Annotated in this window: 19 protein-coding genes; 3 read left to right on the top strand and 16 right to left on the bottom strand. The window is 70.7% G+C overall.

The window, feature by feature from the left end; all coding sequences use genetic code 11:
• From O9255_RS12635 to gltX, 4 genes are all read right to left on the bottom strand, one after another.
• Positions 1-326 (bottom strand): IS1 family transposase (locus O9255_RS12635; RefSeq protein WP_345781378.1); only part of this gene is annotated, 326 nt, incomplete at its 3' end.
• 135 nt (positions 327-461) lie between these two features.
• Positions 462-1766, bottom strand: coding sequence for a succinylglutamate desuccinylase/aspartoacylase family protein (locus O9255_RS12640; protein ID WP_297867226.1), 1305 nt, complete (start codon positions 1764-1766; stop codon positions 462-464).
• Positions 1763-2272 carry a Fur family transcriptional regulator gene (locus tag O9255_RS12645; RefSeq protein WP_297867227.1) on the bottom strand — a complete coding sequence of 170 codons (510 nt, stop codon included), beginning with the start codon at positions 2270-2272 and terminating at the stop codon, positions 1763-1765. Before O9255_RS12645 ends, O9255_RS12640 begins: the two co-directional genes overlap by 4 nt.
• Positions 2273-2300: 28 nt before the next feature.
• Entirely contained in the window at positions 2301-3710 is a 1410-nt protein-coding gene (gltX, locus tag O9255_RS12650; protein ID WP_297867228.1) for a glutamate--tRNA ligase, read from the bottom strand.
• A gap of 122 nt (positions 3711-3832) precedes the next feature.
• On the opposite strand from gltX, the gene O9255_RS12655 reads away from it, so the two are divergent.
• The gene (locus O9255_RS12655) at positions 3833-4462 is read left to right on the top strand and encodes a peptidylprolyl isomerase (protein ID WP_297867229.1); all 630 of its coding nucleotides are present in this window, start codon (positions 3833-3835) and stop codon (positions 4460-4462) included.
• A complete protein-coding gene (locus tag O9255_RS12660; RefSeq protein WP_297867230.1) occupies positions 4459-5181 on the top strand; it encodes a UDP-2,3-diacylglucosamine diphosphatase in 723 nt (240 codons plus the stop codon). The genes O9255_RS12655 and O9255_RS12660 overlap by 4 nt, the downstream gene beginning before the upstream one ends.
• Before the next feature lie 28 nt (positions 5182-5209).
• Here O9255_RS12660 and O9255_RS12665 read toward each other — a convergent pair whose 3' ends face one another.
• The 10 genes from O9255_RS12665 to folC form a co-directional block, all read right to left on the bottom strand.
• Complete coding sequence (locus tag O9255_RS12665; RefSeq protein WP_297867231.1) at positions 5210-6256, bottom strand: TOBE-like domain-containing protein; 1047 nt, start codon at positions 6254-6256, stop codon at positions 5210-5212.
• Between the two features lie 10 nt (positions 6257-6266).
• Positions 6267-7109 (bottom strand): sulfate ABC transporter permease subunit CysW, encoded by an 843-nt coding sequence (gene cysW, locus O9255_RS12670; RefSeq protein ID WP_297867232.1) that lies wholly within the window; start codon positions 7107-7109, stop codon positions 6267-6269.
• Entirely contained in the window at positions 7102-7896 is a 795-nt protein-coding gene (gene cysT, locus O9255_RS12675) for a sulfate ABC transporter permease subunit CysT (protein WP_297867309.1), read from the bottom strand. Before cysT ends, cysW begins: the two co-directional genes overlap by 8 nt.
• Positions 7897-7995: 99 nt before the next feature.
• On the bottom strand, positions 7996-9048 hold the full coding sequence (locus O9255_RS12680) for a sulfate ABC transporter substrate-binding protein (protein WP_297867233.1): 1053 nt from the start codon (positions 9046-9048) through the stop codon (positions 7996-7998).
• Positions 9049-9148: 100 nt separating this feature from the next.
• Entirely contained in the window at positions 9149-9664 is a 516-nt protein-coding gene (locus O9255_RS12685; RefSeq protein WP_297867234.1) for an XVIPCD domain-containing protein, read from the bottom strand.
• Between the two features lie 171 nt (positions 9665-9835).
• Entirely contained in the window at positions 9836-10684 is an 849-nt protein-coding gene (locus O9255_RS12690) for a ferritin-like domain-containing protein (RefSeq protein WP_297867235.1), read from the bottom strand.
• A gap of 14 nt (positions 10685-10698) precedes the next feature.
• On the bottom strand, positions 10699-12162 hold the full coding sequence (gene purF, locus O9255_RS12695) for an amidophosphoribosyltransferase (protein WP_297867236.1): 1464 nt from the start codon (positions 12160-12162) through the stop codon (positions 10699-10701).
• The gene (locus O9255_RS12700; protein ID WP_297867237.1) at positions 12163-12954 is read right to left on the bottom strand and encodes a CvpA family protein; all 792 of its coding nucleotides are present in this window, start codon (positions 12952-12954) and stop codon (positions 12163-12165) included.
• A complete protein-coding gene (locus O9255_RS12705; protein WP_297867238.1) occupies positions 12951-14009 on the bottom strand; it encodes an SPOR domain-containing protein in 1059 nt (352 codons plus the stop codon). Before O9255_RS12705 ends, O9255_RS12700 begins: the two co-directional genes overlap by 4 nt.
• A 77-nt stretch (positions 14010-14086) precedes the next feature.
• Complete coding sequence (folC, locus tag O9255_RS12710) at positions 14087-15337, bottom strand: bifunctional tetrahydrofolate synthase/dihydrofolate synthase (protein ID WP_297867239.1); 1251 nt, start codon at positions 15335-15337, stop codon at positions 14087-14089.
• A 64-nt stretch (positions 15338-15401) separates the two neighbouring features.
• Here folC and O9255_RS12715 point away from each other — a divergent pair, with 64 nt between their 5' ends.
• Complete coding sequence (locus tag O9255_RS12715; protein WP_297867240.1) at positions 15402-16262, top strand: aldo/keto reductase; 861 nt, start codon at positions 15402-15404, stop codon at positions 16260-16262.
• 26 nt (positions 16263-16288) lie between these two features.
• Here the strand turns inward: O9255_RS12715 and O9255_RS12720 are convergent, their stop codons facing one another.
• On the bottom strand, positions 16289-17278 hold the full coding sequence (locus O9255_RS12720; RefSeq protein ID WP_297867241.1) for a Gfo/Idh/MocA family oxidoreductase: 990 nt from the start codon (positions 17276-17278) through the stop codon (positions 16289-16291).
• Between the two features lie 146 nt (positions 17279-17424).
• Positions 17425-20220, bottom strand: a complete 2796-nt coding sequence (locus O9255_RS12725) for a PHB depolymerase family esterase (protein WP_297867242.1) — start codon at positions 20218-20220, stop codon at positions 17425-17427.
• Positions 20221-20302: the final 82 nt, after the last annotated feature.

Consider the following 20302-nt stretch of genomic DNA (forward strand, 5'->3'; position numbering starts at 1 on the left):
CGGACGCTCAAGCCGGCGTCCATGACCTCGGCCTGCTGCAGCCAACGGTCTCGGTGGCGAAGCCCCGACAGGGCCGTGCCGGTCAGTGGATTGAAGGTCTTCCCACAGTCCCGGCAGCGAAACCGCTGGGCGCCGCCACTCTGGCCATGCCGCACCAGATGCCCGCCGGCGCAGTGCGGGCACGCCGCCGGGACACGCTCCGAAACCAACCGGGTAACCAGCCCCTCGGATCGTTGACCCTGCAGCTTCGCCAGGACTTTCTCCTGCTGGGCAGGCGTCAATCGTTCAGCCTCCGCCAACCAACGCTTCAGTTCTCGAGCACGCATCCGGCTTCTCCACGCCCGAAATCCTCGGGCCGTGTCTAAACCGTGCTCCCACCCCGGCTCACCGTTCGAGACGATCAACAATCAACGCGAACAGCGCCTTTTCTTTGGTCATCCTGCCGGGAACACGCAAGCGCCCTACTCTTCGCGCTCTTCCTCGGAGCCGGACTCGGCGTCCGGACGTTCGGACGGGTCCTCGTCCATGTCCTCGGCTTCGGGCTGCCGGCGCGCGAGCGCCTCGGCCGCATCGACCACGGCCTGCTGCTCGCTGCTGAGTTTGCCGATGTGGAAGGCGGCATAGCCCGGCAGCACCTGCTGGTTCAGCGACATGCCGAGGATGCGCCCCGGGAACGGCGCGAGGATCTCACTCCGGCGGCTGGTGATCGGATCGACGACGTAGCCCAGCGACTGGCCAGGCTTCACCGTCTGGCCGAGCTGCACCTCGCCGAAGAGGAAACCACCGGCATTGGTGCGGACCCAGCTCGAATCCTGGTAGATCGGCGTGGCGTCGGCGTCCTGGCCGGCGTGGGCCTCCGATTCCAGCATGTCCATGCGGTGCATGAGCGCACGGATGGCATCGGCCGCGGGCGCGATGTGCTCTTCCTCGAGGAAGTGTGGCGCACCGACCTCGAAAGTGACGGCCGGGATGCCGGTGCCCACCGCGGCGAGGCGCAGCATGCCGCGGGTGCCCGGACTGTGCAGCACGAGGGTGTTGCCGAAGCCGCGGGTGAACTCCAGCACCTCGGGGTTGGTGAGGTCGGCGCGGATCTGCGGCAGGTTGCTGCGCTGGAACGAGCCGGTATGGAAATCCACCAGCGCGTCGCAGCGCCGCACGATGTCGTTGAAGAACCCGTGGGCCAGCCGCGAGGCGATGCTGCCGCTGCGCGTGCCGGGGAAGTGCCGATTGAGGTCGCGGCGGTCGGGCAGGTAGCGGTTGTTCCGGGTGAAGCCGAAGACGTTGACGATCGGCGCCACCACGAGGGTGCCGTTGAGCCGGGTGGCGTCCACCTCGTCGCCCATGCGACGCGCGACCTCGATGCCGTTCAACTCGTCGCCGTGGATGCCGGCGATCAGGCAGAGCACCGGGCCCGGCTTGGCGCCGTGCAGCACGGTGATGGGGCTGGGCAGCTCGCCGCGGCCGATGCCGTCCGGCGGGCGCCAGGACAGGCGCTGGCGCGTGCCGGGCAGCACGAAGCGGTCGAGCATCTGGAACGGCGTGATCAGCTCGCCGGTGGCCTCGTCGTCCGGCGAGGTGGGCGCGGCGATCAACGGCGGCGGCTTCGGACCCACCGGCGTGGCGGCGCGCGGCGATTCGGCGGGAAAATCCTGCGGCGCGGCCGCCAGCGGCATCGCCGCCGCCACGGTGGCGAGGGCGGCCAACACGGCGATGCGAAGACGGAAGGTCGACGCGGTGCCGAGCGCGCCTCCGGTGACCAGCCTCATTCCGCGGCCTTCCCGGCGCAACGCGCGCACACGCCCAGCACTTCGAGGTAGGACGAGGCCGGCTCGAAGCGCTGCGCGCGAGCGAGCGCATCGAGCTGCGCGGCCAACGTTTCGTCCTCGAGCTCCTGCGCGCTCTCGCAGGCTTTGCAGATGAGGATCGGCACCACGTGCCCGGCCAGCGGGTGATGGCAGGCGAGGAAGGCGTTGATCGAGACGAGGCGATGGATGAAGCCGTTCTCGAGCAGGAAATCCAGCGCGCGATAGACCGTCGGCGGCGCCGACGCGCCCGGCCCGCCGCGCATGCGCTCCAACAGGTCGTAGGCCTTCACCGGCTTGCCGGCTTCGGCGATCTGCTTCAGGGCCTCGGCGCGGATCGGCGTGAGGTTCAGGCCGCGCTCGCGGCAGGCCTTCTCGACGGCAAGGACGAACTCGCCCGCCCCATGCGTGTGCAGCTCGGGGTGGGCGCAGTCATGGTCGGCGTGGGCGTGCGGGCGTTCCGTGGCCATGGGCGACAGCCTAGCGCGAAGCCCGCGGTCAGGGCGCGCGGTCGGCGATCTTCTGCAGTGCGGCGTCGATGCGCTTCAGCGCCTCGTCGCGGCCCGCGAGGTAGACGGTGTGGTCGATCGACGGCGACACCTGGGTGCCAGTGATAGCCACGCGCAGGGGCTGGGCCAGCTTGCCCATGCCGATGCCGAGCGCCGCCACGGTGTCGGCGAGGCTTTGCTGCACGGCGGCCGGCGACCACTCCGCCTGCGCGGCGATGCGCGTGCGGACGTCGGCCAGCGGCGCGGCGGCGCCCTCGACGAGATGCTTGTCGACGGCGGCGCTGTCGTACTCGGCGAGCGGCGCGTACCAGACGCGGGCGCGCTCGGCCATTTCCTTCAGGGTCTTGCAGCGCTCGGCGAGCGCCACGACGACCTCGGTCGTCTTCGGGCCGCGGGTCGGGTCCATGCCCTGGTCGCGCAGGTGCCATTCGAGGTGCGCGGCGGTCGCAGCGGGATCGTCGGTCTTGAAGTAGTGCTGGTTCAGCCAGTCGAGCTTGTCGCGGTCGAAGCGCGAGGCGCTGTGGTTGACGTCCTCGACGCGGAACAGCCGCACCATGTCGGCAATCGAGAAGATCTCCTGGTCGCCGTAGCTCCAGCCGAGGCGCACGAGGTAGTTCAGCAGCGCGTGCGGCAGGTAGCCGTCGTCGCGCCACTGCATCACGCTCACCGCGCCGTGGCGCTTCGAGAGCTTGGTGCCGTCGGGCCCAAGGATCATCGGCAGGTGGGCGAAGCGCGGGGCCTTGGCGCCCAGGGCCTCGTAGATGTTGATCTGGCGCGGGGTATTGTTGACGTGGTCGTCGCCGCGGATCACGTCGGTGATCTGCATGTCGAGGTCGTCGACCACCACGGCGAAGTTGTAGGTCGGAAAGCCGTCCGAGCGCTCGATCACCAGATCGTCGAGTTCGGCATTGGCCCACTCGATGCGGCCCTTCACGGCGTCGTGGAAGACCACGCTGCCGCCCTCCGGGTTGCGGAAGCGGATGACGCGGTTCGGATCGTCACGGTAAGGCGCGTTCTCGGTGCGGTACTTGCCCGAATAGCGCGGCTTGATGCCGGCGGCCATCGCGGCGTCGCGCGCGGCCTGGATCTCGTCCTTCGACTCGTAGGCGTAGTAGGCCTTGCCGGCCTGCACCAGCTCCGAGGCCACCTGGCGGTAACGCTCGAGGCGATGGGTCTGGTAGATCGGGCCTTCGTCCGGGTTCAGGCCCAGCCAGGCCATGCCGTCGAGGATCGCCTGCACCGCTTCCGGCGTGCTGCGCTCCTGGTCGGTGTCCTCGACGCGCAGCACGAACTGGCCGCCGCGGCTGCGCGACTCCAGCCAGCAGTAGAGCGCGGTGCGGGCGCCGCCGATGTGCAGGTAACCGGTGGGGCTGGGCGCGAAGCGGGTGCGACAGGTCATGGGTGCGGCCGGGTCGGAAACGGGAACGCGCCGGCGGGGGGCCGGCGCGAGGGGCGCTAGTGTACGTCGAGTGGCGGGCCCCATAATCCCCATATCCCCGTCTTCACACCCAAGGCCGATCCATGCGCCTGATGCTTGCCGCCCTGCTGCTGGCCGCCCTGCCCGCCTTCACCCTGGCCGTGCCGGCCGCCGCGCCGACGCTTCCCGCGCCGACCGCGCCGACGGTGCCGATGGAGCGCGTGGCGCTCGAAACCAGCGCCGGACGCATCGTGCTCGAGCTCGACCCGGGCAAGGCCCCGCAGACGGTGGCGAATTTCCTCGCCTACGTGGAATCGGGCCACTACAACGGCACGGTCTTCCATCGCGTGGTGCCCAATCTGCTGGTCCAGGGCGGCGCCTTCACGCCCGACCTGCAACCCAAGCCGGAGCGCGCCCCGGTGCCGCTCGAAGCGGGCAACGGCCTGAGCAACCTGCGCGGCACCATCGCGGCCGCCCGGCGCCCCGACACGCGGGATTCGGCGACGGCGCAGTTCTTCATCAATGTCGTCGACAACCCCCAGTTCGACCCGGTGGACCCGGCCAACGACATCGGGGCGGGTTACGCCGTCTTCGGACGCGTCGTCGAGGGCATGGACGTGGTGGATGCGATGCGCAAGGCCGAGACCGGTGCACAAGGCCCCTTCCCGTCGCGCGTGCCGAACCAGGCCATTGTCATCGAGCGTGCCTTGCGCCTGCCCGGTACGGCGCAATGACGACGCTGTTCCTGTCCGACCTGCATCTCGACGAATCGCGGCCGGACACGACGACGCAGTTCGAGGCGTTCTGCGCCGGCGAGGCCCGCGAGGCCGAGGCGGTCTACCTGCTGGGCGACCTGTTCGAAGCCTTCCTCGGCGATGACGACGATGGCGAGATCGCGATCCGCGTAGCGGCGGCGACACGCGCCCTGCATGACGCAGGCGTGCCCGTGGCCTTCCTGCGCGGCAACCGCGATTTCCTCGTCGGTTCCGACTACGCGGCACGCGCCGGCTGGACCCTGCTGCCCGATCCAGCGGTCATCCTGCTGGACGGCGAACCGACGCTGCTGATGCACGGCGACTTGCTCTGCCTCGACGACGTGGCCTACCAAGGCTTCCGCCGCCAAGTGCGCGATCCGGCTTGGCAGCAAGGCTTCCTCGCACAGCCTTTGGCCGCGCGTCGCGCCTTCGCCGCACAGGCCCGCGCCGCCAGCGCCGCGGCGCAGTCCGGCCGTGACGAGAGCATCGGCGACGTCACGCCCGCCGAAGTCGAACGCGTGATGGCTTTCTACGGCGTGCGGCGACTGATCCACGGCCATACGCATCGGCCGGCGATGCATTCCGTGAACCTGCCGGACGGCCGGACCGGCCAGCGCATCGTGCTGGGCGACTGGTACGACCAGGGCTCGGTGCTGCGCGTCGATCGCGATGGCTTCGCGCTGAGCCGACCGGCCTAGTCGGTCCGGTCGAACGTAGCGCGGCCCCTCAGCCCGCGAACGCGACGCCACCCACCGGTTGCAGGCGCACGTGCTGGCCACGCGAAGGCAGCGGCTGCGCCGCGTCGAGGTCGACTTCGATCACGCCACCCTGCCCGGCCACGCTGAGCTCCAGGGTGTTGCGCGCACCGATGCGCCGCAGGCCGCGCACTTCCGCCGGCAGGCCGTCGCCCTCGCCCACCACGCGCAACTCGTAGGGCCGGAGGTGCAAGCCGGCGGGCCCGAGCGCACCGCCGATGCGGCGAGCCACCGGGACGACGGCGTCGATGCCGGGAACGCGGAAACCCTCGGCCACCAACTCGCCGTCGATGCGGCCGCCGCGGCCGATGAAGTCGAACACGAAGCGGCTCCGAGGCTGCCGATACACCTCGTCCGGCGTGCCGACCTGCTCGATCCGGCCGGCATTGAACACCACCACGCGGTCGGCCAGCTCCAGGGCTTCTTCCTGATCGTGGGTCACGAACAGCGTGGTGTGGCCGGTGTCATCGTGCACCTGGCGCAGCCAGCGCCGCAGTTCGACGCGCACCTTGGCATCGAGCGCGCCAAAGGGCTCGTCGAGCAGCAGCAGGCGCGGCTGGATGGCCAGGGCACGCGCAAGCGCCACCCGCTGGCGCTGGCCGCCGCTGAGCTGCTCGGGGTAACGGCCGCCGTAGCCGCCGAGCTGCATGCGCTCGAGCAGGTCCTCGACACGCCGGGCGATTTCGGCCTTCGATGGTCGCTCGCTCCTCGGCTGGCTTTCCGGGCCGAAGGCGATGTTCTCAGCGACCGTCAGGTGCTTGAACAGCGCGTAGTGCTGGAAGACGAAGCCGACGCGGCGCTCGCGCAGGCTGAGCGCCGTGGCGTCGAGGTCGCCGAAGAGGATGCGGCCGGCATCGACCGGCAGCAGGCCGGCGATGGCTCGCAGCAGGGTCGTCTTGCCCGAGCCCGAGGGCCCGAGCAGCGCGATCAATTCGCCGCTGCCGACGGCGAGGTCGACGCGGTCCAGGGCGACGGTGCTGGCGAAGCGCTTCGACAGACCTTCGAGCGTGAGTTGCATGGGTGTCTCCTCAGTGCCGCGCGCCGGCGGCGAGCGCGTCGCCATGGCGGTGTTCGAGCCAGGCCTTCGCCACGAGCGTGACGAGGGCCAACAGGGTGAGCAGGGACGCGACCGCAAAGGCCGCCTGGAACTGGAATTCGCCGTGCAGGATCTCGACCTGCAGCGGCAAGGTGTTGGTGAGCCCACGGATGTGACCCGAGACCACCGACACCGCGCCGAACTCGCCCATCGCACGGGCATTGCAGAGCAGCACGCCGTAGAGCAGCGCCCACTTGATGTTGGGCAAGGTGACCCGCCAGAACAGGCGGAATCCACCGGCGCCCAGCGACGCGGCGGCCTCCTCTTCATCGCGGCCCTGCGACTGCATCAGCGGGATCAGTTCGCGAGCGACGAAGGGAAAGGTGACGAACACCGTGGCGAGGACGATGCCGGGCGTGGCGAACAGGATTTGGATGTCGTGCTCCTGCAACCACGCACCGAACCAGCCGTGCGCGCCGAACAGCAGCACCAGCACCAGACCGGAGACCACCGGCGAGATCGCGAACGGCAGGTCGATCAGGGCCAGCAGCAGGCGCTTGCCGCGGAACTCGAACTTCGTCACCGCCCATGCCGTAGCGAGGCCGAAGACCGCGTTCAAGGGCACGGCGATGGCGGCGACGGTGAGCGTGAGCGCGATGGCGGCGCGGGTGTCGGGTTCATCGACGGCCGCCCACCACGCCTGCACGCCCTGCGCGAACGCCTCCACCATCACCACGGCGAGCGGCATCAGCACCAAGGCCGCCATCAGGCCGACCGCCAGCACGATCAGGAGCACCCGCAGCCACAGCGGTTCGTCGAGGGCGCGATCAGCCATGGCGAGTCTTCCGCTGCAGCAGGCCCAGGGCCAGCAGGGTGAGGAAGCTGATGGCGAGCATCAGCGTGGCGATGCCGGTGGCGCCGGCGTAGTCGTACTCCTCGAGCCGGATCACGATCAGCAGCGGCGCGATCTCGGAGACGAAGGGGATGTTGCCGGCGATGAAGATCACCGAGCCGTACTCGCCGAGGCCGCGGGCGAAGGCGAGGCTGAAGCCGGTCAGGATGGCCGGGAACAGCGGCGGGAACACCACCCGGCGCAGGATGGTCCAGCGCGAGGCCCCGAGCGTGGCCGCGGCCTCCTCGAACTCGCGCGTCGCGGTTTCGAGGATGGGCTGGAGCGTGCGCACCGCGAACGGCAGGCCGATGAACACCAGCGCCAGCACGATGCCCGCCGGGCGCTGGGCGACGGTGAGGCCCAGCGGCTCGAGGAATTGCCCCAGCCAGCCCGTCCCGGAGTACAACGCCGTCAGCGCGATGCCGGCCACGGCGGTGGGCAGGGCGAACGGCAGGTCCACCATCGCGTCGATCAGCTTCCGGCCCGGAAACGAATAGCGCACCAGCACCCAGGCGATCAGGGTGCCGGCCACGGAGGCGATGCCGGCGGCGAGGAAGGCCGTCGAAAAGCTGAGCCAGAGCGCGTGCTGCACGCGCTCGCTCTGCAGCAGTTGCCACCAGCCCTCGAGGCCGAGATCGACGCTGCGCAACACCAGCGCCGCCAGCGGCAGCAGGATCACCGCGCCCAGCCACGCCAGCGACAGGCCCAGCGTCAGTCCGAAGCCCGGCACCGGGTCGCGCCAGCGCGGGCGCGGCGCCGTGCCGCTGCCGGCCGCGACCGACGACGACGTGCCCAATGGGGTTTGCTCGATCACGGCGCTCATGGTCGGTCAGCGCGCGCCGGGCTGGAAGATCTGGTCGAACACGCCGCCTTCCGCGAAGTGCGTGCGCTGCGCCTGCGCCCAACCGCCGAAGTGCGCGATGTCCACGAGTTCGATGGGCTTGAAGGGCGCGAGCAGCGCCGCATCGAGCCCCTCGCGGCGCGACGGGCGGAAGTGGTGCTTGGCGGCCAGCGCCTGCCCGGCCGGCGTGTACAGGAACTCGAGGTAGGCCTGCGCCGCCGCGCGCGTCCCGCGGGCGTCGACGTTGCGATCGACCAAGGCCACCGGCGGCTCGGCGTGGATCGACAACGACGGCACGACCAGTTCGTATTGGTCGCCGCCGGGCTGCGCCAGCACGAGCAACGCCTCGTTCTCCCACGCGACCAGCACGTCGCCGATGCGCCGCTGCACGAAGGTCGTGGTCGAACCGCGCGCCCCGGTGTCGAGCAGCGGCGCGTTGCGATAGACCGAGCCGACGAAGGCGCGGACCTTGGCCTCGTCGTTGGCGAACGCCCGCTGCCCCCAAGCCCAGGCGGCCAAATAGTTCCAGCGCGCGCCGCCCGAGGTCTTCGGATTCGGCGTCACCACCGCCACGCCCGGCTTGGCGAGATCGCCCCAGTCCCGGATGCCCTTCGGATTGCCCTTGCGGACGAGGAACACGATCGTCGAGGTGTAGGGCGAGCTGTTGTTCGGCAGGCGCGACTGCCAGTTCGCCGGCAGGGCGCGCGCATTGGCGGCAATGCTGTCGATGTCGCCGGAAAGCCCCAAGGTCACCACGTCGGCGCGCAGGCCGTCGATCACCGAGCGCGCCTGCTTGCCCGAGCCGCCGTGAGAGGTCTGGACGCGCAGATCCTCGCCCGTCTTCGCCTTCCACTGCGCGGCGAACGCGGCATTGATCTCCTGATAGAGCTCGCGCGTCGGGTCGTAGCTCGCGTTCAACAACTCGACGGTCCCGGTCGCCGCGGGAACGCCGTCGGCCGAGGGCTCCCGGTGGCAACCCGGCAACAGCCCGGCCACGAGGGCCAACAACGGAAGGAATCGGGTGAAGGTCCGGACATGCATGCCCGACATTGCAATCCACGCCGCTCCGCCCGCGGAAACGCCGGCGGAGCATGTGCTTATGCCCCAGCGCGAACCGGCGGGCCGATGTCCGCCGGAATTGTCAGCGGCGGCGGGCACCCAGCAGGCCGCCGACGAACACAACGGCATCGTCCGAACCAGACTTGCCGTCGCTGGTCTGGTCGGGGCCACGGACGATGCTGTCCGACAAACCGCCTGCACCGTCGACAACGCCGTTGCGCGTGTCGCGTAGGCGGTCGCCCACCGCCTCGAGGCGGCGGGCGCGCGCCGCATGGGCGAGGAACTGCGCGCGGCCGACGTAGGCGCGCAGCGCCGTCGGATCGTCGAGCGCGCCCTGTATCGCGTGGAACGCCGAAAGATCGGCGTTGCCGAGCAGGTGGTCGATGCCCTTCAGCCCATGCGCCTGCGCTTCGTCGGCGATGGCCTGCGCGATGGCGCGCAGTTCCTCCAAGGATTCGAAACGCTCGGGCGGCAGGCGGCGCAGGCGGTCCGCGGCGGCATCGAACAGCGTGTCGTTGAGTCGACGACGGGTGTCGGCATCGCCGCCCCCCGTGGCTTGCGTCGTGGCGGCGAAGAGGTCGGCGGCATCGAAGCGCATCGGAACGCTCGCTCTGGCTGGGGGGTGACCGCAGGCTAGCGCGCGTGCACGCCGGCGCCCATCGTCCTCGCGCCGGATTTGACTATTGCTGTGTGCGTTCCTGAACCTTGTTGTGATTGCTGCAAGTACGACGGCGACGACCGCCACACGTGGGTCTTCGACGTCGCGCATTCAAGGCCAGCAGCCCGGCGCCAGTTCACCGCGTTCGATCGCCGCGATTTCCTCGTCGTCGAAGCCCGCGCGTCGGCGCGCCTCCCAATTGAAGGGGCCCTGCACAGCGCGACTGGCATGCGCGCGCACCAGACCCGCGAAGGTCGGCCACGGCTTAAGGCCGTCGCGCTCGCACAACCAGCGGAACCAGCGCGAGCCCGCCGCCACGTGGGCCACCTCCTCGCGCAGGATCACTTCGAGCACCGCGATGCTTTCGGCATCGCCGACATCGCGGAGACGCTCGATCAGGCCGGGGGTCACGTCGAGGCCGCGCGCCTCCAGCACGCGCGGCACCAAAGCCATGCGCGCCAGCGCGCTGTCCGCGGTCTTCTCCGCCATTTCCCACAGGCCGTTGTGCGCGTCGAAATCGCCATAGGCGTGGCCGAGCTCGGCGAGCCGTGCGGCCAGCAGCTGGAAATGCCGCGCTTCGTCGTCGGCGGTGCGGACGAAATCGGCGGCGAATTCAGCCCCGATGTCGGCCGGAAACTCGCGGAAGCGGTAGACCGCGTCCCAAGCGAGGTCGACGGCGTTGAGTTCGATGTGCGCGATGGCATGGAGGAACGCGGCACGGCCGGCGATGCTGCCGAGCCCGCGCTTCGGCAGGTGCTTCGGGTGCACCAGCCGGGGCCGCTCGGGCCGGCCGGGGAAGTGGATCGCTTCCGGTGGCGGGGCGTCCGGTTCCGGCGGCAGCGCACCGGCGAAAAACGCCGCCGCGTAAGCCCGGGTTTTCGCGCACTTCGCCTGCGGATCGGCGGTGGCGAGGCAGTCGGCCGCCGCGGCGTACAGACCGGTGGCGATGCCCTGCCCCATCGCCGCCCGCCCGGTCAGCCGCGCGCGGCCTTGGCCGCGTCGCTGCGCACGCCCTTCAGCGTGTCGAAATAGCCCTCGGCCACGCCGGTGACGTAATCACCGGAGAAGCACGAGGTGTCGAAGCTGGCGATGCGGTTCTTCGGGCCGGAGACGGCCGTCTCGAGGTCCGGCAGGTCCTGGTAGATCAGCCAGTCGCAGCCGAGGTGGCGTTGGATCTCTTCCTCGGTGCGGCCATGCGCCACCAGCTCCTCGGCGGCCGGCATGTCGATGCCGTAGATGTTCGGATGCCGCACCGGCGGCGCGGCGGAGGCGAGGTACACCTTCTTGGCCCCCGCCTCGCGCGCCATCTGCACGATCTGCTGGCTGGTGGTGCCGCGCACGATGGAGTCGTCGACCAGCAGCACCACGCGGTCGCGGAACTCCAGCGGGATCGGGTTCAACTTGCGGCGCACCGACTTCGTGCGCAGCTCCTGCCCCGGCATGATGAAGGTGCGGCCCACGTAGCGGTTCTTGACGAAGCCCTCGCGGTACTTCACGCCGATCACGTTCGCGATCTCCAGCGCGGCGTCGCGCGAGGAATCCGGGATCGGGATGACGGTGTCGATGTCGTGGTCGGGCCGCAGGCGCAGGATCTTCTCGCCGAGCTTCTGGCCCATGCGCATGCGCGCCTTGTGCACCGAGACGTTGTCGATCATCGAGTCCGGGCGCGCGAAGTAGACGAACTCGAAGATGCAGGGCGCGAAGCGGCCCGGCTCGGCCACCACCTCGGCATGCAGCTGGCCGTCGGCGGTGACCACGATCGCCTCACCCGGCTTCACGTCGCGCACCAGCTTGAAGCCGAGCAGGTCGAGCGCGACCGACTCCGAGGCCACCGCGTACTCGTCGCCTTCAGGCGTCTCGCGCTTGCCCAGCACCAGCGGGCGGATGCCGTTCGGATCGCGGAAGGCGACGAGGCCGAGGCCCAGCACCAGCGAGACGATGGCGTAGCCGCCCTTGCAGCGGCGGTGCACGGCACCGACGGCCGCGAGCGCCGAGGCCGGCGTGAGCGCGCCGCGCTCCGCCAGCTCGTGCGCCAGCACGTGCATCAGCACTTCGGAATCGGACTCGGTGTTGACATGGCGACGGTCCTGCTCGAACACCTCGCGGCGCAGGGCCTCGGTGTTGATCAGGTTGCCGTTGTGGGCCAGCGCGATGCCCCAAGGCGCGCCGGTGTAGAACGGCTGCGCCTCGTCGGAGCCGGCCGAGCCGGCCGTCGGGTAACGGCAATGGCCGATGCCCATGCGCCCTGTGAGCTCGCGCACGCCGTCGTTCGCGAACACATCGCTGACGAGGCCCGTGCCCTTGTGCAGGCGGAAACGCGAACCGTCGACGGTGGCGATGCCGGCGGCGTCCTGCCCACGGTGCTGGAGCACGGTCAGGCCGTCGTACAAACGCGCCGCGACGTCGCTACGGCCGACGATGCCGATGATTCCGCACATTCAGTTGGACTCCGGGTTCGGATTCGGGACACGGGCGGCATCGCCCGATGGCGCATCAAGAGCCGGCGCGCCGATGCGCGCGGGGTCGTCGCTGGGCGTCGCACCGAGCCCCGCCTGCGCGGCCCACTGGCGAAGCATGGGATTGCCTTCCTGCGGCATCACGCCGAGCCACTGCGCGGCGTGCGCGACGTCGAGACCGGCGATCGGCGGCAACGCGCTCGCCGAAGCGCCGCCCGAGGCGTCGGCAGCGTCCGACATGGCGGCATGGCCGTCGTTGGCCATCGACGGCAACGCATTGAGGGCCGGGGCGGCAAAGGCCACGAGCTCGGAACCGTCGGGCAACTGCGCGACGATCCAGCCGGCGGGCACGGTGAACACCGGCATCAGCGCGGATTCGCGCCAGAGGGTGGCCCGCGACCACGGGGTGAACGACACCAGCAGCACCACGGCAAGCACGATGGCGTAGCCGCGCGCCGCGCCGAAGCCGAAGCCGAGCAGCCGGTCGGTGCCTGAGAGCCCGGCCCCATGCAGCAAGGTGCGCAACAGCCACACGGCGATGTTCCCGACCACCACGACAAGGGCGAAGGTCGCGCCGTAGCCGGCCAGAGCGCGCAGCAGTGGCGTTTCGATGCCGGTGAATTCAGCCGCGGCGACATCGCCGAACGCGACGGTGAGCCAGAGGGCCGCCACCCAGACCAGCAGCGACAGCACCTCCGTCAACATGCCTCGGATCGCGCCGAGAACTGCCGAAAGCCCGATGACGACGAGGATGGCGGTGTCGAGGCCGGTCACGGGTGCGGAACGACGATCCCGGACACGCCGAGCTTGCCGGCGGCGTCCGACTTGATGCGTTCCGCTTCGGCACGGTCGGCCGCGGGACCGAGGCGCACGCGCCAAAGGGCGCCATTGGCGGTGGGCACGCGCTGTTCGAATGCGGCGAAGCCGGCGGCACGGGCGCGGGCGACGAGCGCCTGCGCATCGCCCTGGCTGGCGAAAGCGCCCAACTGCACGGCGAAGCCGCTGGCGCTGACGGTGGCCCGTGGGGCCTCCGTGGCGGGGCGCGGCGCGGTGGCGGCTGCCTGGGGTGCTGGGGCTGGCGCGGCGTCGCCGGTCGCCACAGCGGCGGAACCGGAAATGGCGGCCGTGCGCACGCGGGCGGCTTCGGCGGCGGCGCGGTTGGCGAACGGGCCCACCTTCACGCGGGTGGCCGGCTGGCCGTTCACCTGCGTGGCTTCGGTGTAGGCCGGCAACCCGGAGGATTTCAGCCGCGCAACCAGAGCGTCAGCATTGGCTCGGGTGCCAAAGCTTCCGGCAGTGACGCTGTAGTCGCCGGCGGCGACCGCAGCCGGCGCCACGGGGGCAGGCGGCGGGGTCACCGGGGCGGGCGCCGGCGGCGTTGCAACCGGTGCCGGTGCGGGCGTGGCGACAGCAGGCGCGGGCGTCACGGCGGCAGGCGTCGCTTCACCCGCGGTCGGCGCAGAAGCCGTCGGGGCCGGCGTCGGCACGCCGGTGGCGGCGTCGACCGGCACCGCGGTGGCGGCCTCGAGGGCATCGACACGAGGCGCGACGTTGGCCGTCGCGTCAACGGTGGCGAGGGCATTCGGGTCGGCCGGATCGGGAGCGGTCACGCCTTCGGCCACCGGGGTCGGCGTCGCGACCGGCGGGCCCAGCGGGATCTCGCGGGTGACGAATTCGCCGTCCGGCGCGTCCGGCACGGTGATCGGCACTTCGGCCGCATCGGCGGCGCCTTTCGACTCGGGGCCGATGACGATCATCGGGATGAAGATCACCGCCAGTGCACCGAGCACCAGCGCACCGATGAGGCGCTGCTTGACCTTGACGTCCATCGAGGTTCCGAACGGAGGGGACGCGGAATTATAGGCGGTCACCCCGCCGCTGCCCCAGCTAGACCGCGGGCGGGGGTTCAGGCAGGGGCGCCCGCAAGTGCGGCCACGGTGTGGAAACTGCCGAAGACGAGGACCCGCCCGCCCTCGCCTGCCGCGTCGCGCGCCGCCCAGAGCGCGTGATCGAGAGCCCCATGGGCGTGGACCGCCGTCGCTCCGCCCGCCCGCACACGGGCTTCGAGCGCCTCGACCGGAAGCCCCCGGGAGCCGGCGTCGGTGATCGGGCCAAGGTGCCAGGCGGCGATGTGCGGCACCAATGAAGCCACGACGCCTTCGATGTCCTTGTCGCCAAGCGCCGAGAACACCGCCACCGTCGGCTTTGGATTCGCGGCCAGCCATGCCGCCAGCTGGCGCGCACCCTGCGGATTGTGGGCGACATCCGCGACCACCTCGGGCGACTCACCGATGCGCTGCAGGCGGCCGGGCACGCGGGCTTCGGCCACCCCGCGAGCAAAGGCCTCGTCGGCGATGGCGAGCGGCGAGGCCCGCAACGCCGCGACCGCGGCGGCGGCGTTGTCGACCTGTACCGGCGCGGCCAGCGCCGGGTAAGGCAGGGCGAGCTGGAAGCCCGGCTCGCGCCAGACCCAGTGGTCCTCGAAGCGGTCGACGAGGTAATCGCTGTGCCCGCGGATGGCGATGGTGCCCAGCGCGTAGGCGCGGCGCAGCACGCTGCTGGGCGGGTCCTTCTCGCCGAACACCGCGATCTTCCCGCCGCGCAGGATCCCGGCCTTCTCCGCACCGATGCTCTCGCGGTCGGGGCCGAGATAGTCCATGTGGTCGAGGTCGACGGTGGTGATCACCGCCACGTCGGCGTCGACGAGGTTCGTCGCGTCCAGCCGGCCGCCGAGGCCGACTTCGAGGATGGCGAGATCGAGCCCGGCGCGCTCGAACAGGTCGAAGGCCGCCAGCGTGGCGTACTCGAAATAGGTGATCGGCGTGTCGCCCCGGGCAGCGTCGATGCGCTCGAAAGCCGCGACGATGGCTTCATCGGAAGCCTCGACGCCGTCGATGCGGATGCGCTCGTTGAAGCGCCACAGGTGCGGCGAGGTGTAGGTACCCACGCGCAGGCCGGCCGCGCGGGCGATGGCTTCGAGGAAGGCGACCGTGCTGCCCTTGCCGTTGGTGCCGCCGACGGTGATCACGACGGGCGCGGGCTTTGGCGCGAGGCGCATGGCCCCGGCCACGGCGCGCACGCGCTCAAGGCCCATGGCGATGGCCTGCGGGTGCTGCTGCTGGATGCGGAGAAGCCAGTCGGAGAGCGGAAGCGGCATGGGTTCACGGCGGCGAAGCGGGCCGCCATTATCGCCGCTGCCCCTCCTACTTCGCCGGAACCGCATGGCTTCGACCGCTCCGCCCCTGATCCTCGGCTCGATGCGCTTCGGCGACTGGGGCGCACGCCTCGCACCTGCCGAGGTGGCGCGCCTGCTGGCCGCCGCCCTCGACCTCGGCATCGACACGCTGGACCTCGCCGACATCTACGGCGGCCACACGACGAACGCGCTGGTCGGCGCAGCGCTTCGGCACGACCCCGCGCTTCGCCCGCGCCTGCACCTGCTTGCGAAGGTCGGCATCGTCATGCCGGAAAGCCCGGGGAATTCCCGGCGCGTACAGCACTACGACCTCTCGCCGGCGCATCTGGATACCGCACTGGCGGGCACGCTGCGCGACCTCGGCGTGGGCCGCGTCGACACCCTCATGCTGCATCGCTTCGATCCGCGCCTGGACGCCGACGCCGTGACCGGCTGGGTCGCCGGGCAACGCGAGCGCGGCACCATCGGAGCCTTCGGCCTTTCGAACTTCCCTGCAGCGGCGATATCGCTGTTCACCCAAAAACTGGCGCTGTCGGCCCACCAGATCGAACTCAGCGCCGCCGCGTCGCAGGCGCTGGACGACGGCACGCACGCCGCGAGCCGGGCCGCGGGATCGGAAGTTCAGGCCTGGTCGCCCCTCGGCGGTGGTGCGCTGCTGGCCGACGACGACCGCGGCCGAGCCTTGGACGCGATCGCCTTCGATTTCGGGCTCGACCGCGCCAGCCTTGTGCTGCGCTGGGTGGCCAGCCTGCCGGCCACCCGCGTCGTGCTGGGAACAACGCGCGAGGAGCGTCTGGCCGATGCCGCGCGCGCAGTGGAGCAGCCGCTGCCGGCGGACGCGTGGTATGCCGTTTGGCAGGCCGCGCGCGGCAAGCCGGTGCCTTGATCGGGAGCGGCCATAGGCCCACGAATTCAAGGCGCGATGGGCCGCCCTTCGGTCGCGCTGCGCAACAGGGCCTGCGCTAGGCGCGTGGTGTCGCGGGTTTCGGCCCAGGTAGGCCAGTGCGGCCTTGGCTCCTCACCGCGCGCCAAGGCCGCAAAGGCCTCGGCCTCCAGAAGAAACCCGTTGCCTTGGGGCACCGGCTCACGCCGGCTGTCGTAGCCCTCGGCCACCTCGACCCAATCTTGGCCGGGCCCGACGTGGTTGAAAAACCCACTGGCCAGCGTGCTCTCAGTGCCGACGATGCGCAGGTGCCTGTGCGGCACCGCATCGAACCAGCACTGCAACGTGGCCATCAGGCCGTCGTCCCAGACCAGCACTGCGGCCAAGGCACGATCGACCCCCGTGCCCCCCCACGCGGCGCTGGCCTGTACGGTGGCAGGAAGACCGCCGGCTAGAGCCCGTATCAGGCTCAGCGGGTAGACGCCTACATCCCACAAGGAGCCACCGCCAAGCGCCGGGTCCAGTCGAATGTCGGCGTCGCGCCGCAGCGTGAAGCCGAACATCCCCGAGAGCTGCCGCAAGCGCCCGATCTGGCCGCCGCGCACGCGCGTCAGCAGGTCAAGGGTCTGTGGCTGGAACCGGTAAGGAAATGCCTCCATCACCACGCGGCCTGCCGCATCGGCAGCCGCCCGCAAGCGATCCACGTCATCCACGCTGAGCGCCATGGGCTTTTCGCACAGCACGTGCTTGCCCGCGGCCAGCGCGCGCAGGGCCCAAAGCACGTGCTGGTCGTTGCTCAGGGCGATGTAGACGGCATCGATCTCGGCATCGCCCAACAACGCGTCGTAATCGGGCCGAACACGCGGCACGCCATTCGCCTGCGCGAAGGCCGCAGCGCGATCGGCGCTGCGGCTGGCCACCGCGGTGACGTGCAACGCGGTAGATGGCGCCACACCTTGGCAGAACGAGGCCGCGATGCGTGCAGCGCCCAGGACGCCGATGCGAAGGACGGGATTCATGACGGGCTCATGGCGCGGAGGACGTTCAAACAGCCTGCATGGTGAGGCTGTCGGCCAGGGGGCGGTCAAGCATATGCCGCCCCCCGGGCGAGGTCGATACCAGGCGGATCTTCGGGCGCGAGCGCGGGTGCGGCCCCAAGCGGCCGTCAGGGCTGGCAGCCCTGCGTGCGCCCCTGGCTGTCCAGCATGCTCAGCGTGTCGGTGGCATTCCACGCACCCGGCACGCCGTTCGCGAACGCCGCACTCACCGTGATGCCCGTCAGACGGCCACCGCCGATCGTCCGCTGCAAGCTGCCCACCCGCGTCCGCGTCGGTGAACCCGTCCGCTCGCAGGTCGGGCAGAAGCCCGTCAGCTGGTCCAGCCCCAGACTCGCCGTGCCCCCCGTGCTCGGGCCGTCTTCCGCCACCAGGAAACGTGCCACACCCCTCGCGTCGTACACGAACGTCGCATAGAACTCGTACGGGCCCGGGCTCGTCAGCACCTGCGCGCTGTACCCCGTCCCGCTCCGCGCCGGGTCGAAGTAATGCTGGCTGATGTCCGCCGGCGCACCGGCGATGCTCGGGCAGCCCCGACCAAACGCACTGAACGCCTCGCTGCCCATTTGCCCGTCCAGCGTGTAGCTGAAGGTGAAGGCATCCGCGCCCGTCGGCGTGGCTGTCGCCTCGCCCACGATCGTCAGGAAGCGGCTGCCACCCACCCAGGTGCCACGGTAGATCCCACCCCGCCAGATCCCGTTGCTACCCGGCGCCGGACCCTGCAGGTAGTACCACGTCGGCGTGCTGTCTTGCAGGTAGGTGTACCACAGGCCCGCCCACTCGCCCCCCGCCGGGTAAAGGAACAGCCCGTGCCCGGACCGGCCGGTGTTGTAGTAGCCACCCGGCCGAACCACCGGGGCCGTGCCACTCACCGTCGCCCGCACCACCACCGTCGCCGACGACGCCGTCATGTTCACCGGCGTCACGTACCAGCGGCCGGCCGCCGGATTCGCCACCGTCACGCTCTCGTTCCCGCCCGGCGTGGTCCCGCTCGCCTGCGCCTGGTTCCGCGGTGGTGCCAAGGCCACGCCCGGCACCGCACTTCCCGCCACCGGCGCCGGCACGCGGGCCAGGTACACGTCCACGTTCGATGCGCTCGCGGTCGTCACCGCCAGTTGTGTCGCCCCCGCCGGAACGTCGATGAACAACTGCTCATGGCTGCCGTTTCCCGCCAGACGGAGCGTGCGGTCCTCGCCACTGACCAGGGCCAGCGCACTGCTGTCGTTCGCATTGCGCGTGAGCTTCACCGGGAACACCGCCTGCGTGGCGCCCGACAGCTGCATCTGCACGTAGCCCACGCGGGATTCGCCGTTGAGCAGCGTCGGGTCGTCCCACTGCACCCGCAGGGGGAAGGCCGCGCCGGCTGAAAGAATGCCCGGCGCCGTCGTGACCAGGCTGCCGTCGCTCGACAGCAGTGGCACCTCATAGCGGCTCAGGCGACCCGTCTGTGCCGAGGCCCCGCGGTTGTGCAGCATCGCCCAGTACCGGCCCGTGCCACCGGCAGGAACGGTGATCAGCAGTTCGCAGCGCTCGCCCGCCGCGCTCATCGCCGAGGTGCAGCGCAGTTCGTTCTCCGACGGCTGGCCGTCGCCGTTGAGGTCTTCGCCAAGGTACAGGTCGACATCCCCGCCCAGGCCCGTGGCCTCGGCGAACACCTGCCATGCCAACGCCGAGCCCGAACGACCGGTCATCGTACCGACCACGTGCGCCGTGCCCACGCGCCCGTTGTCCCACGGCGTCTGCGGCACCGCATCCACACCCAAAGAGAGATCACCCACCACCGGCGCCGACAGTGACGATGCCGCGAACTGCACGCCGGGCAAGGCGCGAAGGCCTGACAGCGTTACGTCGACGAAGCCGCGCTGCGCCGGCACCGTCAGGTTGATCGGCAACTGGTTGGCGAAAAAGGCCCAAACGACCTCGGCGAACTCGATATCGCGGCTCTGGATGCCCGTCGTCGGGTTCGGAGCCACCAGCACGGTGCGGCTGGGCGTGGTGTGGCCGGCACCGTTGAGGCGCCACCACTGCAAGGGCGTGGTACCGGCGTAGTCGAAGCGCTGCGCGGGGCCGCCGTCGTTGGCGTCAACCTCGACCGTGGCTTGCGTCGGCACCGCGCCCTGCAGGCCATTGATCTGCAGCCAACGGTCGCGCGTGGCCTCGGCCGAGATCACCCGGCCGCGGTTGCAGTTACCTCCCACGTTGGCGACACAGCCGCCCGCCCAAGGCATGGGCGTATCCGCATCGCCGTGCAGGATCAGGATAGGCAATGGGCGGCTGGGGCCGCTGGTGCAGGCGCCGGGCTTGGGCGTGAGCGGCAGGCTGCCCGATCCCGTGGCGACGGCGCCAACACGGTCGGCGTGGTGGAACGCGAAGGCATGCGTCATCTGCGCACCGTTCGACCCGCCCGTCATGAACAACCGGCGGCTGTCGAGGCCGTACTCGGTGCCGATGCGCTGCACGAGGGCGTTGAGGAAGCCGACATCATCGGCGTTGCTGGCCACCTCGTTGTCGGCCCGGCAGTCCACCCAGCCGACTTTTCCGGTGGCGTCCGCCGCCGGCAATCCACCGGGGTAGACCACGACGAAACCCTCGCGATCGGCCACGGTGCGGAACACCGACAGGGGGTGGTTGCCGGTCAGCGCGACATCCAGGCCCTCACCGCCGCCGCCGTGCAGCACGAAGACCACGGCCCGCGGCGCGGTGAGGCCGGCAGGCACATGCACCCGGAACTGGCGCACCACGCCGTTGACCGTGATCGTCTGGTCGCTCAGCCCTGCCGGGTAGGGGCTCTGCGCCCGAAGCCCGCTGCCGGGTATCGCGAGCAGGGCGAGGAACAGGGCAAGGACGACGCCTGCGGCGAACGTGGTCTGCGGCCGCCGCGGCCGGGAGGAGTCGAGGAAGCGCATGGGCATCCAGAGAGGAGGATTTCCTCATCCAACGCACCATCCGTCCCGTGGTTGACCGGCGCACCAGACCCAGCAACGGCCG

This window comes from Silanimonas sp. (assembly GCF_027530345.1).
Classification (GTDB): domain Bacteria; phylum Pseudomonadota; class Gammaproteobacteria; order Xanthomonadales; family Xanthomonadaceae; genus Silanimonas.

Coding starts and splice junctions, on each gene's coding strand:
- O9255_RS12640 (WP_297867226.1), bottom strand. CDS start 1,766: ATGAGGCTGGTCACCGGAGGCGCGCTCGGCACCGCGTCGACCTTCCGT.
- O9255_RS12645 (WP_297867227.1), bottom strand. CDS start 2,272: ATGGCCACGGAACGCCCGCACGCCCACGCCGACCATGACTGCGCCCAC.
- gltX (WP_297867228.1), bottom strand. CDS start 3,710: ATGACCTGTCGCACCCGCTTCGCGCCCAGCCCCACCGGTTACCTGCAC.
- O9255_RS12655 (WP_297867229.1), top strand. CDS start 3,833: ATGCGCCTGATGCTTGCCGCCCTGCTGCTGGCCGCCCTGCCCGCCTTC.
- O9255_RS12660 (WP_297867230.1), top strand. CDS start 4,459: ATGACGACGCTGTTCCTGTCCGACCTGCATCTCGACGAATCGCGGCCG.
- O9255_RS12665 (WP_297867231.1), bottom strand. CDS start 6,256: ATGCAACTCACGCTCGAAGGTCTGTCGAAGCGCTTCGCCAGCACCGTC.
- cysW (WP_297867232.1), bottom strand. CDS start 7,109: ATGGCTGATCGCGCCCTCGACGAACCGCTGTGGCTGCGGGTGCTCCTG.
- O9255_RS12680 (WP_297867233.1), bottom strand. CDS start 9,048: ATGCATGTCCGGACCTTCACCCGATTCCTTCCGTTGTTGGCCCTCGTG.
- O9255_RS12685 (WP_297867234.1), bottom strand. CDS start 9,664: ATGCGCTTCGATGCCGCCGACCTCTTCGCCGCCACGACGCAAGCCACG.
- O9255_RS12690 (WP_297867235.1), bottom strand. CDS start 10,684: ATGGGGCAGGGCATCGCCACCGGTCTGTACGCCGCGGCGGCCGACTGC.
- purF (WP_297867236.1), bottom strand. CDS start 12,162: ATGTGCGGAATCATCGGCATCGTCGGCCGTAGCGACGTCGCGGCGCGT.
- O9255_RS12705 (WP_297867238.1), bottom strand. CDS start 14,009: ATGGACGTCAAGGTCAAGCAGCGCCTCATCGGTGCGCTGGTGCTCGGT.
- folC (WP_297867239.1), bottom strand. CDS start 15,337: ATGCCGCTTCCGCTCTCCGACTGGCTTCTCCGCATCCAGCAGCAGCAC.
- O9255_RS12715 (WP_297867240.1), top strand. CDS start 15,402: ATGGCTTCGACCGCTCCGCCCCTGATCCTCGGCTCGATGCGCTTCGGC.
- O9255_RS12720 (WP_297867241.1), bottom strand. CDS start 17,278: ATGAATCCCGTCCTTCGCATCGGCGTCCTGGGCGCTGCACGCATCGCG.
- O9255_RS12725 (WP_297867242.1), bottom strand. CDS start 20,220: ATGCGCTTCCTCGACTCCTCCCGGCCGCGGCGGCCGCAGACCACGTTC.